Source organism: Ignavibacteria bacterium, assembly GCA_016873775.1.
Classification (GTDB): Bacteria; Bacteroidota; Ignavibacteria; order UBA10030; family F1-140-MAGs086; genus JAGXRH01.
Genome location: VGWC01000062.1, coordinates 1 through 14,142, shown reverse-complemented (window position 1 = coordinate 14,142; position 14,142 = coordinate 1). Strand labels below are relative to the sequence as shown.

Sequence of the window (14,142 nt, the reverse complement as noted above, 5' to 3'; positions counted from 1 at the left end):
TTTCTTCGGGAATGTATTTCTATCGCCTAACAACAAATACATTTTCTGAAACAAAGAAAATGATTTTACTAAAATAAATTCTGCCACCAATTACACCAATTTTCACGAAAGAAAAATTAGTGTTCATTCGTGTAATTCGTGGCAACAAACATAAACACAATGCAAAAACAATTTTACGAAAAACCGATAATTATTCGCCACACCGTTGGATTAGCAAATAAATATGGACGCGCGCCAAGTGCTGTTCCGTTTCCCCGAATTGATGGCGTTCCGATTCGTTCGCTCATTCAACAATACGGTTCGCCGTTGTTTGTCGTATCGGAACAAACGCTGCGCAGAAAATACCGCGATATGATACGAGCATTTTCTCTCCGTTATCCGAAAGTGCAAATTTCCTATTCATACAAAACAAATTACCTTTCATCAATTTGCGCAGTATTACAAGACGAAGGAGCGTTTGCAGAAGTTGTTTCCGGTTTTGAATATGATATTGCACGAACGCTGAATGTAACGGGCGAGAACATTATTTTCAACGGACCGCACAAAACAAAAGACGAACTCAAACGCGCGGTTTCGGAAAATGCAATCATCAACATTGATAACTACGATGAAATTTACGCGCTCGAAGAAATTGCAAAAGAGACGAACAAAACGATTCCCGTTGGTATTCGCATCAATATGGAAATTGGCGCAATGCATTGGGATAGATTCGGATTTAATTACGAAAGCGCGCAAGCATTTGAAGCAGTGAAGCGCATCGTAAATGGAAATTTGCTGACATTGCGCGGATTGCATTGCCACGCGGGAACATACAATGATAACGTGGAAACGTATCGCGTGATGGCGGAAAAATTTGTCAGTTTTTATCACATCATCAAAGATGCATTTAAAATAAAACTGGAGTACTGGGATATTGGCGGGGGATTTGCTTCCATAAATACGCTTCATTCTGCGTGGCTTCCGGGAAACCAAACGTGTCCGACATTTGACCAATACGCAGAAGCAATTTGTCCCGTGTTAATGCACGGACCATTTTCGGGAAATGAAATTCCGACGTTGATGATGGAACCGGGACGCGCGCTTGTTGATGAAGCAATGCACTTGGTTTCAAGTGTTATTTCGACAAAACGTTTTGCAAGCGGCGGAAAAGCGTACAATATTGATGCTGGAGTGAATTTACTTTTTTCTTCGTGGTGGTATCGGTACGAAATGCAACCCATTCAAGACAACGGTGCAACGGTGGAAGACGTGAGCGTTTATGGTCCTTTGTGTATGCAAATAGATTGTGTGCGTCCCTCTGTTGCGCTTCCTCCGTTGCGAAAAGGCGATGCGCTGATTATCAAAAATGTTGGCGCGTATAATTTTTCGCAAAGTATGCAATTCATTCAACCGCGCCCGGCAATTGTCATGATTTTGCAAAACGGTGATACGCATTTGATTCGAAAAAATGAAACGACAGATTATTTGAAGCAATTGGAAAAAGTGCCGGAATATTTGAGGAAGTAGAAATTAGATTTTGTTATTCTCCTTTATAAAGAAGATACTTACAAAGAATTGTCATTCCCGCGTAAGCGGGAATCAAGAAAACAATGAACTTTCCTGATTTTTCTAATAACCTCTATTGGTGAGGGAACGTACAATCTGAAATCGTCGTGAATTTTTTCTCACTTCTTTTCCATTCCTACGCCGCATTAGTTTTTTCCGGTAAAAACAAAAGCGGAGTTCTTGTTCTCTTTGCAACATTCTACGACCCGCTTGTTGGTTTGTTCGGTTTGTTGGGAAATGTAATCGCAAATGTAACGGCAACAATTCTTCACATTGATAAAAATTATGTGAACGCCGGAGTGTTTGGTTTAAACGGAATTCTCGTCGGCATCGGCGTAAGTTTATATGCGGGGTTTTCGTTTGAAGCATTTGCGTTGCTTGTTCTTGCGTCGCTGCTTTCGGTTTTCGTTTCCCTCATTTTATTGAATGAAATCACACTCAAATTTCATTTGCCGATTATGAGTTTTCCCTTTGTGCTCACGATGTGGTTGGTGTTGCTCGCATTACGAAAATTTTCTTCCGACGTTCCGCATTCAATTATTTCACCGTTCTCTCTTTTTGAAAATCTCGATTCGTTTTTCGTTTCCATTCTTCCGGCAAATGTTACCAATCTATTTCGTGCGTTTGGTTCGCTGTTGTATATGCCGTCGGTATTTACGGGATTGTTAATCGTCAGCGCGATAGTTTTGACGAGTAGAATTTCACTTGCGTTCGGAATTGTTGGAGCAATCGTTGGCGTTATCGTGCTAAACTCCGTAGGCGAAGTTTCTGATACTCATCCATTTGGTTTGAACGAAATTCTCGTTGCTATTGCGCTCGGTGGATTTTTTCTCGCGCCAAATATTTCAGGGATTCTGTATTCAATCTTTGGAATTGCAATTTGTGTTCTTGTGAATAACGGAATGGAAATATTCCTGAAACCATTCGGATTACACACGCTTGTTTTCCCATTCAATTTTGTAACGCTGTTGTTGTTGTATCCGTTGCAGGGAAAAATTCTCTACGCACATCGCGCGGGACTTATTACAATTCCGCTTGCACATCTTTCAACACCGGAAGCGCATGTCAAATGGTATCAGGAAAAATATGGACGAAAAGGGAAAATACAATATTTACTTCCGTTTTACGGTGCGTGGTATGTTTCGCAGGGACCGAACGGAAAATACACGCACAAAGGAACACAAGCAAACGCGTATGATTTTGTTGTTCTTGATGCAGAAGGAAAACAGTTTTCCGGCTTGGGAATCAAGTTAGAAGAATACTACTGTTACAATTTGCCTGTGCTTTCTCCCGCCGACGGAAAAATTCTTTCTGTAGAAAATTCAGTTGCTGATAATTCGCCGGGAGTTACGAACGAAAAAAATAATTGGGGAAACTATGTTATCATCGAACACGCAGAAGGAGAATACACGGAAATTTCTCACTTCAAATGCGGCTCAATTCTTGTCAACGTTGGTGATGTTGTAACGCAAGGACAACAACTCGGCGCGTGCGGAAACTCGGGTTATTCGCCGCTTCCGCATATTCATATTCAGCGGCAGAAAGGAAGTTTTGTTGCAAGCGAAAGTCTCCCGCTCAAATTTTCCAACTTCGAAAATTCTCTCGATGGAAAAAAACAAATTATCGAGAAAGGCATACTAACGGAAGGATTGCTCGTGAAAAATTGCGAGTAGAGAATAAAAAAATATGTTGCTTCAGTACATCTTCACGAACTCTTCCCTTTTTGCTCCGGTCGAAACAAATTGAATCGGAACGCCTGTTTCTTCAGAAATACATCGTAACATCGTTTGCAAATTTTGCGGAAGAAATTCTCTTGCAATAATTCCTGCCGTTGAGCGTTTCCATCCAACAAAACTTTTGTAATGCGGAGTAACCCCACGCAGATATTCATCGCTTCCCGGAAGAAAAGGAATTTCAGTATTTGTTTTTTCAGAAATAAATGCATCGCAAATTTTTATTTCGTCGAGCGTATCGAGGACATCAACTTTTGTAATCGCCAACGAAGAAACCTTGTTCACGTTTGAAACGAGTTTCAATGTTGGAATATCGAGCCATCCACAACGTCGCGCGCGTCCAGTTGTTGCACCAAATTCTTTCCCGCGTTTTTGAATGACATCGCGAAGATGTTCATCGGAAAATTCTGTTGGAAACGCACCGCTACCAACGCGTGTGTTATATAATTTCGTTACGCCTATGATTTCTTCAAAATCTGAGAACGATAATCCCAAATCCAATAACGCGCCGTGGAGACACGCAAGCGATGACGAGACAAACGGCCGTGTTCCGAAATACGCATCGAGTAACGCTCCTTGCGCGCCTTCCATTAATAATTTTTTCCCTTCGTGCAATCTTTTCCAAAGTAACGAATATGCATCTTGCACAAAGGGCGTAAGAAAATTTTGCAAGGAAAAAATTTTTTCTTCAAGTTCATTCAACAAAATTTCTTCGTTGGAAAACTCTCGTGCAATAGCATTGTGCATTCGCACTTCGGTTTGTAATTTTTCTTGGAACGAATTTTTTACAATATCACCAAGCGTAATTCCAACGCGTGAAATCAAATCGGCGTATGCAGGCCCAATTCCTCGTCCCGTGGTTCCAACTTTTCCCGCGCCGCGAATTTTTTCTCGAAGAATATCCATTCGTTTATGAAACGGAAGAACAACTTGCGCATCAAACGCGATAGATAAATTTTTCGGAGAAATTTCCACTCCTGTTTGTTGCAGTTGTTGGATTTCTTCCGCAACGTCAAAAAAATCTACAACGCATTTTCTTCCGATAATATTCGTAACGTCGGGAGAAAAAATTCCTGCGGGAATGTGATGCAACTTAAATGTTTTTTCACCGAGTACAATGGTATGCCCGGCATTGCCCCCGCCGTTAAATCGCATTACAAAATCAAATTGGGAGGCGAGTGCATCTACAATTTTTCCTTTTCCTTCGTCGCCCCAACTTAAACCGAGAACCGCTGAAATATTTTTTGGATGTTCCATAATGAATACTGAATATGAAGTGCCGCAAGAATTTTTAATCTATGTTGCATAAAAAAACCTTCGGAGATTTGCGCCGAAGGTTTTTCACAATATTATGTAGGTGAAAGAACGGAAAAAGAAGGACGAGTACCAAAAATTATTTGTGAATGAACGTTTTAAAATAAAAAAACGCCCGATGACTGTATCGAGCGTTCATTACGCAAATCCCGATTACTTCTTTGCGCCGAGAATTGAATCCTTTGCGGCTTTTGCGACGCGAAATTTGACAACTTTCTTTGCAGGAATTTTTATTGCTTCACCGGTAGCGGGATTTCTTCCCATTCTTGCTTTACGATTAACAAGCACGAGTTTTCCTAATCCCGGAATCGTGAAAGAATTTTTCGCTTCCTTGTAAGCGAGTTTTACTAATTCGTCAAGAAATGTTCCTGCGACTTTTTTGGTTGTCGTGGTTTTATCCGCGATATGAGTAACGATTTGGCCTTTTGTTTTTGCCATAAAGTTTTCCTTATTAAATTGTGAAAGATATAATAATTATGCGGGGAAAACATACTAAATAATTGCATACAGCGAAAGAACCATTGATTTTATTGAGGTTTTTTAATCTCGTAACTTTTTTTGCCTTCTGATTGGCTTCTGTTCTTTTTTCCATTTTTGTTTCGTATAATAAAACTCCTTTTTTTGAATACATACTTTTTGGTGTTTTTTTATCATCATTTTTATTTTTCTGAATTATACTTATGAACAGTTTTCGCATTTTGTTCTTTCACAACTTGATATTGCTGTTGGTATGCTCGGCGAGTTTTCTCTTTTCGCAAACAACGCCCTCAGAAGGAATCCGACAGCATACGCCGCGTGTTCACGCATTCATCAACGCTCGTATCATTCCTTCTCCTGGGAACATCATTGAGAAAGGGACAATTATTCTTCGCGATGGAATCATTGAAAATGTCGGTGCAAATATTTCTGTTCCTCCCGACGCTCGCGTTTGGGATTTAAACGGAAAAACAATTTATGCCGGATTGATTGAATCGTACTCCGATTATGGAATGCCGAAACAAGAACAACCGCAACGCGGAGGAGGCAGACCGCAACCGCCGCAACAGCAGGAACAACCACGCGGATTGAAATACTGGAATGAAAAAATCTCCCCGCAAACAAACGCAATAGATATTTTTTCTCCTGACGCTAAATCAGCAGAAGCGATGCGCAAAATGGGATTTACTTCTGCGCTTGTCGTTCCTCAAAAAGGAAACATCAAAGGAACGAGCGCAATCGTGAATCTTGGCGACGGAAAAGCAAATGATGTTGTTGTGAAAAATAATGTTGGAATGCACGCTTCGCTCGATGTGGATTTCTTTTCCGACGGTTATCCGAATTCGTTGATGGGTGTAATCGCGCTCATTCGCCAAAGTTTGAACGATGCCGATTGGTACAAAAAAGCAAACGATGCGTACAAAAAATATCCATCGCTCACGCGCCCCGAAACAAATGAAGGGCTTGCTTCAATGCAGGATTTGGTTTCACAAAAACAAACGCTCGTTGTTGAAACTTCCGATGAGCTCAACGAACTTCGCGCGAAAAAAATTGCAGATGAATTCAAACTCAAATTAATTCTTCGCGGCAACGGTTATGAATATCGCCATCTCGATGCAATTAAAAATTTGAAAACGCCAATTATTCTCCCAGTCAATTTCCCGAAAGCGCCAAGTGTTGAAACATACGAAGACGAAATCAATGTAGAACTCACTGAGTTAATGCATTGGGACAACGCTCCGGAAAATCCGAAACGACTTAACGAAGCAGGAGTTCAATTTGCTTTCACGACTGCAACGCTGAAAAATCAAGATGACTTTTGGAAAAATGTTCGTAGTGCTGTTGATAGAGGACTTTCTGCCGATGTTGCGCTTGCCTCGCTCACAACAACTCCTGCCAAAATGTTTGGCGTTGAAACTCAACTTGGCTCAATTGAAAAAGGAAAAATTGCAAACCTCGTTGTAACTGATGGAGATTTGTTCAAAGAGAAAACAAAAATACTCGATGTGTGGGTTGATGGAAATCGTTATGAAATTGCGTCACTTCCACTCGTTGATGCGCGCGGAACGTATCAAACAACGATTAACAAAGAAGAATTTACGATGTGGCTGAAAGGAGAAATGGACGGACTCAACGGCTCGCTTGCAAAAGGAAAGAAAACTTCCGATTCCAACGCGACGAAACTTTCTTCTGTTTCGCTTTCACAAAAAATGATTTCAATTTATTTCAGTGGAGATTCTGCAAACGGAATGAAAGGCATCGTACGAATGAGTGGCACGATTTCGAACAATGAAATTCTTGGAACGGGAGAAATGAGCGATGGAAAAATTTTTTCTTGGAATGCAATTCGGACTACCCCATTTATTCCCGAAGCCGATACTTCAAAAAAAGAAAAGAAAGAAACAAATGCTGCAACATATTCTCAGCAAATGTTTCCGCCCGTTCCATTCGGAAGAGAAAAACTTCCTGAACAACCGGAGTATGTTTTTATAAATGATGCAACAATTTGGACACAGAGTTCGCAAGGAAAAATTGAAAACGGCGATATGCTCGTTCATAAAGGGAAAATTGAAAAAGTGGGAAAAGATTTATCTGCGCCGAAAAATGCTGTTGTGATTGAAGCGAAGGGAAAACATCTCTCTCCAGGATTGATTGATGCACATTCTCACAGCGCCGCAAGCGGAAGCGTGAACGAAGGTGGGCAAGCAATTACTGCCGAAGTACGAATTGGCGACGTCATTGATTGCGATGATATTTCTGTCTATCGCGAACTCGCGGGTGGTTTAACGACGGCAAATATTCTTCACGGTTCTGCAAATGCAATCGGTGGACAAAATCAAGTAATTAAACTCCGTTGGGGAATGATGCCGGAAGAAATGAAATTTGAAGGCGCAATACCGGGAATAAAATTTGCTCTCGGAGAAAATCCGAAACAAAGTAACTGGGGCGATAACTTTACTTCTCGTTATCCGCAAACGCGAATGGGTGTTGAGCAAATCATCCGCGATGAATTTCAAGCTGCGCGCGATTACGAAAAAATCTGGAAAGATTATAAAGAAGGAACAACGCTTCCTCCGCGAAAAGATTTAGAACTCGAAGCGGTGTTGCAAATTCTCAACAAAGAACGAATCGTGCATTGCCATTCGTATCGTCAGGATGAAATTCTTGCGATGATGAGGACTGCAGAAGATTTCGGCTTTCGTATCGCAGTGTTTCAGCATATTCTTGAAGGATATAAAGTCGCCGATGCGATGGCAAAACACGGAGCAGGCGGTTCTTCGTTTTCCGATTGGTGGGCGTACAAATTTGAAGTGTACGACGCAATTCCTTACAACGGCGCATTAATGCATAACGAGGGCGTTGTCGTTTCTTTCAATTCTGATAGCGATGAACTTGCGCGGCGTTTGAATACCGATGCGGCAAAAGCAGTGAAGTACGGCGGATTGAAAGAAGAAGCCGCGTTGAATTTTGTAACTCTCAATCCAGCGAAACAAATGCGTATTGATAATCGCGTTGGTTCGCTCGAAGTTGGTAAAGATGCTGATTTTGTTGTGTGGAAAGAAAGCCCGCTTTCCTCAACAACCATGTGCGAACAAACGTGGATTGACGGAAAGAAATTTTTCGATAGAGAAGAAGACAGAATGATGAACGAAAAAATTTCGGAAATGCGCTCAGCACTTATTCAGAAAATTTTGAAAGAGAAAAAAGGCGATGGTGGCGGCGATGGACCAAAAAAGAAATGGCGCGGCGAATACGAAGATATTTATGACCACTCGAATTAATACAGAAAGGATTACGAAAATGAAAAACCACAATTCACAAATTACAAATTGGAAATTACAAATGAATGTCATTAGTCATTGGTCATTAGTCATTAGCTTATTCTCTTTGCTCTTTGCTCTCCGCTCTCCGCTGTATTCTTCTGACCAAATCCCCGGAAAGAAACAAGAGAAACCGATTGCATTAGTTGGCGGAACAATTCACACAATCAGTGGTGAGACGATTGACAACGGCGTTCTTACATTTCGCAATGGTAAAATTGAAAACGTATCGAAAAGTTTTTCTGTAACTACTGAATACGAAAAAAAAGACGTAACGGGAAAACACATTTATCCCGGATTATTTTCTCCGTGGACAAATCTTGGCTTGATTGAAATTGGTGCAGTACGTGCAACCCGCGATAATGTTGAAACGGGAAGGATTAATCCTAACGTCCGAGCTGAACGAGCAGTGAATCCCGAAAGCGAACTTATTCCGGTAACACGCGCGAACGGAATTACGTACACTCTCACTGCTCCACAAGGTGGAGTAATTTCCGGAAACGCCGCAATCATTCAACTCGATGGATGGACATACGAAGATATGACATTGAAAGCGCAAGCGGGAATGATTGTGAACTGGCCTTCGATGAGAATTTCCACTTCCTTTTTTGAACGACGCAGTGAAGAAGACCAAAAGAAAGACCGCGATAATTCTTTAAAAGAAATACGTAATGCGTTCAACGATGCAAAAGCATATTGGACGGCGAAGAATGCAAATAAAATTGTGAAACACGATTCGCGCTGGGAAGCAATGATTCCTGTTCTTGAAAAGAAAGAACCCGTGATTGTAACAGCAGATGAAATGTCGCAAATCGAAGCGGCGGTTTCGTGGGCAGAAGACGCAGATGTAAAATTGATAATTGCGGGCGGAAATGATGCTTGGCGTGTTGCCGATTTGTTGAAGAAAAAAAATATTCCCGTTATTTCAGACGGAACACATCGAACGCCAAGCAGAAGTTATGAAGCGTATGACACACCGTTTCTTCTTCCGAAAAAATTATTTGATGCCGGAATTCAATTCTGTATTTCAGCGGATGAAGGTGGCGACGGAAATTATCGGAACCTGCCGTATCAAGTTGCTACTGCTGTCGCGCATGGACTTCCATACAACGAAGGATTGAAAGCAATGACGCTGTATCCCGCGCAAATTTTCGGCGTTGATAATCGTATCGGTACGCTCGAAGTCGGAAAAGATGCAACGCTTATCGTAACGAACGGTGATATTCTCGACATTCGCTCCAACGTTGAAATGGAATTTATTGAAGGAAAGAAAGTTGATTTATCGAGTCGTCATACAATGTTGTGGGAAAAATATAAAGAGAAATACGGAAAGAAATAGTTCGACTTCGATTCGCTTCACTGCGCTCACTATGACGTCACTCTGAGAGCAGCATAGCGAAGTCGAAGAGTTGCAAACAGCGAAGCAAGAAATTGTTTCGCTGTTTTTGTTTTATAATACTTCTCGAAATTTCTGTACTTTTTCGCCGATTTTATGCTGCGCAATCTTCACATAAAAAACTTCGCGCTCATTGAGGAACTTTCAATCGGGTTTGAAAATGGGTTGAACATTATTACCGGCGAAACCGGCGCGGGGAAATCTATCATCATTGACGCGTTAAATGTAGCAATTGGCGAGCGGGCAAATACGGAAATGATTCGCCGCGGAAGTGAAAAAGCGATTGTCGAAGCGAATTTTCAAATTACGAATTACGAATTACGAATTACGAATTTGAAAACTATTTTTATGGAAAACGAAATAGAATTGAGCGAAGAAATTTTACTTCGACGAGAAATTTCCATGAAAAGTTCGAGCAGATGTTTTGTGAACGATGCGCAAGTTTCTGTTTCGGTTTTAAAAGCAATTGGCGATGAACTTGTGGATTTGCACGGACAACACGAACATCAATCGCTTCTGCGTTCGGAAAAGCACAGAGAATATCTTGACCAGTTTGCAAACATTGAAACTGAATTGAAAAAATATTCTGAAACGTTTTTCAATGCAAGGAAAATTTTGCGTGAGAAGATTGTGCTACAGGAAAAAGAAACACAACTCAAAGAAAAACTTTCTGTGTTTCAATTTCAACTCGCAGAAATTGAAAAAGTAAATCCGCAAATCAGCGAAGATGAATTGCTCGAACGCGAAATTCGGAAAATGCAAAATGCGGAAAAGATTGTTGAACTCACGACTTCGCTGTACGAAATTCTGTACGATAATGAGAATGCTGTTTCCGTTCAATTAAAACTTGCGCAGAAGAAACTTGATGAATTTTTGAAATTTGACGAATCATTTTCTGAAACAGCGAATGAAATTTTTTCTGCAATAGCGAGTGTTGATGAAAGCGCAAATGCAATTCAACGTTATCGCAACAATTTGGAATTCGATGAAAAGAAAATTGACGAAATGCGAGTTCGCGCCGGAGAAATTTCGTTATTGAAGAAAAAATTTGGCGGAACATTGGAAACTGTTTTGAACAAAAAAGCAGAACTCGAGCACGAAATTTCTCTTGTAGAAAATTTTGAAAAAGAAATCGGAAAATTTTCCAAGGATTTTGAAAACGCAAGAAGTGAATGTGAAAAACTTGCAAAACAAATTTCAGAACAAAGAAACACTTCTTCCAAAAAATTAAACAAAGCAATCGAATCGTCGCTGAAAGAACTTGGAATTCCCAACGGAGTTTTTGAAACGCGAATCTCGCAAAAAGAAATTTCCAATGAAGAAGAATTATTTGCAAACATTTCACGAAAAAAAGTTTTACTTACTTCGTATGGATTTGATGAAGTAGAGTTTTTCGTTTCCACAAACAAAGGCGAAGAACCGAAACCGCTTATTGATGTTGCTTCCGGCGGAGAAGTTTCGCGCATAATGCTTTCGCTCAAATCATCACTCGCAAAAGCCGATACAACTCCCGTGTTGATTTTCGATGAGATTGATGTTGGCGTGAGCGGAAGAATTGCGCAAGCCGTGGGAAAAAATTTGAAACAACTTTCCGAACATCATCACGTAATTTCGATTACACACTTACCGCAAATTGCAAGTTTTGCTGATGCGCATTTTGTTGTTGAAAAAATTGAAAACGGGAAACGCACTGTAACTTCGATTCGTAAACTCAATGAGAAAGAACGAGTTGTCGAAGTTGCAAAATTGATGAGCGGCGAAAAAGTTACCGATGCCGCATTGAAAAGCGCGAAAGAATTGATGAGTTTGTAATGCTCACGCAAAGACGCAGAGACGCAAGTGATTTATTAAATCCATTCGTAGTTTTACAGTTTCAAAACAAATAAACAATTGTATCGTTTATTAGACGCAAAGAAAAATATATAGCGACTTTGCGTCTTTGCGAGAAAAAAATATTATGCCAAATCTTTACATTATTGCTGGACCAAACGGCGCGGGAAAAACTACCGTTGCGTTAAAACTTCTTCCGGAGTTTTTGCAATGCAATGAATTTGTGAATGCAGACTTTATTGCAAAAGGACTTTCTGCGTTCAATACAGAATCGGTTGCAATTGCGGCAGGAAGATTGATGTTGCAACGATTGAATGAACTCAAAGAACAGAAAAAAGATTTTGCTTTTGAAACGACACTTTCTTCAAAAACATTTATCCCGTTTTTGAAAGAGTGCAAAGAAAATGGTTATGTTCTTTCGCTCATTTATATTTGGATTGAAAGCGCGGAACTTGCAATCGCTCGAATTTGTGAACGTGTGCGTGATGGCGGACATTTTATTCCGGATGACGTTGTGCGAAGACGATACGAGAGAAGCAGAAGTAATTTTTTGAATTTGTATTTACCACTCGTTGATGTTTGGAAAATTTACGATAACACGTTTAACGATTGTAAAATAATTGCGGTGAAAGAAAAATCAGAACTCATAAACATTCTGCAACCAAACCGGATGGAAAAAATTATGCAATACAAAATAAAAGAACCAACACAAGAATATCTTGCAGACAAAATAGATATTGGTGTAAAAGTCGCAATCGCCGACGAACTGGAACGCAGACGAAAACTTGGCTTGCCGATTGTGTTTGGCAAAGATGGAAAAATTGTTACGATGATTGATGGAAAAATTGTGAAAGAACGAGATAGTATAACTAAAACAAAAAATTGATTTATGAAAACACAAAAATATTCTGTCAATCAACATTTAGTTGAAACAATTCTTTCATGGGTAACATCGGGAGAAATTGCTATTCCAGAAATACAACGCCCATTTGTTTGGGATTCTACCAAAGTACGTGATTTAATGGATTCACTTTATCAAGGTTATCCCATAGGTTATTTAATCGCTTGGCGAAACCCAGATGTGAGGTTAAAAGATGGTACAAAATCACATGGAAAAAAAATACTTATTGATGGACAACAGCGTGTGACTGCCTTGACTGCTGCAGTATTAGGTCAATCAGTTATCAATCAAGATTACAAAAGAGTAAAAATCCAGATTGCTTTTCACCCAATAGAAGAAAAATTTGAAGTGTATAATACCGCTATTGCAAAAAACCCTTCTTGGATTTCAGATATTTCACAAGTAATTTCTGGAGAAATAAGCGCTTTCAAACTTGTAGAAAACTATTGCAATAAAAATGAGAACATAAGCCAAGAATTTATTTTCCAAAAAATAGAAGCATTAAGAAGTATTCTCAAAAAACAAATTGGTTTGATTGAATTAGAACCTGAACTTGAAATAGAGGTAGTTACAGAAATTTTTATTCGAATTAACTCTCAAGGGGTAGTATTAAGTCAAGCCGATTTTGCCATGTCAAAAATTGCTTCAAACGCTACATATGGGGGAGCAGATCTTAGAAAATGTATTGATTACTTTTGTCATCTTTCCATTGCTCCCGAATTTTATAATCATATCACTGAAATTGATAAAGAATTCGCAGCAACAGAATATTTCCAAAAAATTTCATGGCTTAAAAATGAAAAGGATGATTTATACGATCCATCTTATTCGGATGTGTTACGGGTTGCTTTCACTTCTGAGTTTAACAGAGGGCGTTTATCAGATTTAGTTAGTTTACTCTCTGGTAGAAACTTTGAAACTAAAACATTTGAGGAGGAAATTGCAGAAAACTCTTTCGCCACGTTAAAAAAAGGCATCTTCAATTATATTAATGAAACGAATTTCAAAAAATTTGTGATGATTATTCGCTCAGCGGGTTTTATTTCACAAAGTCTTATTCGTTCACAGAATGCGTTGAGCTTTGCATACATCGTGTACTTAAAATTACGTGCATTAAAATATAATCCGGCAGAAATTGAAAGTTATGTACGAAAATGGTTTGTACTTTCGATTTCTACTGGAAGATATTCCGGCTCACCAGAATCAATGTTTGATTTAGATATACGAAGCATATCCTCTAAAAAATTTGGTGACTACTTAAAAAGTGTTGAAGATGCAGAATTATCGGATGCGTTTTGGAACTTTTCACTTGTTCAAAGATTAGATACATCGGTTGCAAGTAGTCCATTATTTGGAATTTATCTTGCATCTCAGATCCGCGCAAACGATAAAGGATTTCTTTCAAAAGATATTACAGTAAGCGACTTAGTTCTTTTAACAGGTGACGTACACCACCTTTTCCCCAAAGATTATTTGAAAAGAAATGGGAAGTTAAAAACAGAATACAATCAAGTAGCAAATTATGCTTTAACACAAGAAGAAATAAACATAAAGATTGGTAACAAAGCACCGAACATATATCTGAACGAAGTTTTAGAGCAATGCAATTCAAAAAAATTAGTATAT

10 protein-coding genes are annotated in these 14,142 nt (G+C 39.5%); 8 read left to right on the top strand and 2 right to left on the bottom strand.

Annotation, left to right across the window (positions count from 1 at the left end; genetic code table 11):
• The 3 genes from FJ218_08655 to FJ218_08645 form a co-directional block, all read left to right on the top strand.
• A partial coding sequence (locus FJ218_08655; GenBank protein ID MBM4166968.1) for a T9SS type A sorting domain-containing protein occupies positions 1-77 on the top strand: 77 nt, incomplete at its 5' end.
• An 82-nt stretch (positions 78-159) separates the two neighbouring features.
• Positions 160-1,506, top strand: coding sequence for a diaminopimelate decarboxylase (locus FJ218_08650; GenBank protein ID MBM4166967.1), 1,347 nt, complete (start codon positions 160-162; stop codon positions 1,504-1,506).
• Between the two features lie 146 nt (positions 1,507-1,652).
• Positions 1,653-3,218: a hypothetical protein gene (locus FJ218_08645; GenBank protein ID MBM4166966.1), complete on the top strand. Its 1,566-nt coding sequence runs from the start codon at positions 1,653-1,655 to the stop codon at positions 3,216-3,218.
• Between the two features lie 21 nt (positions 3,219-3,239).
• Here FJ218_08645 and FJ218_08640 read toward each other — a convergent pair whose 3' ends face one another.
• Positions 3,240-4,535: an adenylosuccinate synthase gene (locus FJ218_08640; GenBank protein MBM4166965.1), complete on the bottom strand. Its 1,296-nt coding sequence runs from the start codon at positions 4,533-4,535 to the stop codon at positions 3,240-3,242.
• 210 nt (positions 4,536-4,745) lie between these two features.
• A complete protein-coding gene (locus FJ218_08635; GenBank protein ID MBM4166964.1) occupies positions 4,746-5,030 on the bottom strand; it encodes an HU family DNA-binding protein in 285 nt (94 codons plus the stop codon).
• Positions 5,031-5,272: 242 nt separating this feature from the next.
• Here FJ218_08635 and FJ218_08630 point away from each other — a divergent pair, with 242 nt between their 5' ends.
• The 5 genes from FJ218_08630 to FJ218_08610 all read left to right on the top strand — a co-directional run.
• Positions 5,273-8,350: an amidohydrolase family protein gene (locus FJ218_08630; protein MBM4166963.1), complete on the top strand. Its 3,078-nt coding sequence runs from the start codon at positions 5,273-5,275 to the stop codon at positions 8,348-8,350.
• Positions 8,280-9,728 (top strand): amidohydrolase family protein, encoded by a 1,449-nt coding sequence (locus FJ218_08625; protein MBM4166962.1) that lies wholly within the window; start codon positions 8,280-8,282, stop codon positions 9,726-9,728. The genes FJ218_08630 and FJ218_08625 overlap by 71 nt, the downstream gene beginning before the upstream one ends.
• A gap of 153 nt (positions 9,729-9,881) precedes the next feature.
• Positions 9,882-11,597, top strand: coding sequence for a DNA repair protein RecN (recN, locus tag FJ218_08620; GenBank protein MBM4166961.1), 1,716 nt, complete (start codon positions 9,882-9,884; stop codon positions 11,595-11,597).
• Between the two features lie 145 nt (positions 11,598-11,742).
• Positions 11,743-12,501 (top strand): Zeta toxin family protein, encoded by a 759-nt coding sequence (locus tag FJ218_08615; GenBank protein ID MBM4166960.1) that lies wholly within the window; start codon positions 11,743-11,745, stop codon positions 12,499-12,501.
• A gap of 3 nt (positions 12,502-12,504) precedes the next feature.
• Positions 12,505-14,142, top strand: a 1,638-nt coding sequence (locus FJ218_08610; protein ID MBM4166959.1) for a DUF262 domain-containing protein, incomplete at its 3' end; no start/stop codon positions are given.

Bases quoted from the DNA above. Each gene is read 5' to 3' on its own strand.
- FJ218_08650 (MBM4166967.1), top strand. From the start codon at position 160: ATGCAAAAACAATTTTACGAAAAACCGATAATTATTCGCCACACCGTT.
- FJ218_08640 (MBM4166965.1), bottom strand. From the start codon at position 4,535: ATGGAACATCCAAAAAATATTTCAGCGGTTCTCGGTTTAAGTTGGGGC.
- FJ218_08635 (MBM4166964.1), bottom strand. From the start codon at position 5,030: ATGGCAAAAACAAAAGGCCAAATCGTTACTCATATCGCGGATAAAACC.
- FJ218_08630 (MBM4166963.1), top strand. From the start codon at position 5,273: ATGAACAGTTTTCGCATTTTGTTCTTTCACAACTTGATATTGCTGTTG.
- FJ218_08625 (MBM4166962.1), top strand. From the start codon at position 8,280: ATGGTGGCGGCGATGGACCAAAAAAGAAATGGCGCGGCGAATACGAAG.
- recN (MBM4166961.1), top strand. From the start codon at position 9,882: ATGCTGCGCAATCTTCACATAAAAAACTTCGCGCTCATTGAGGAACTT.
- FJ218_08615 (MBM4166960.1), top strand. From the start codon at position 11,743: ATGCCAAATCTTTACATTATTGCTGGACCAAACGGCGCGGGAAAAACT.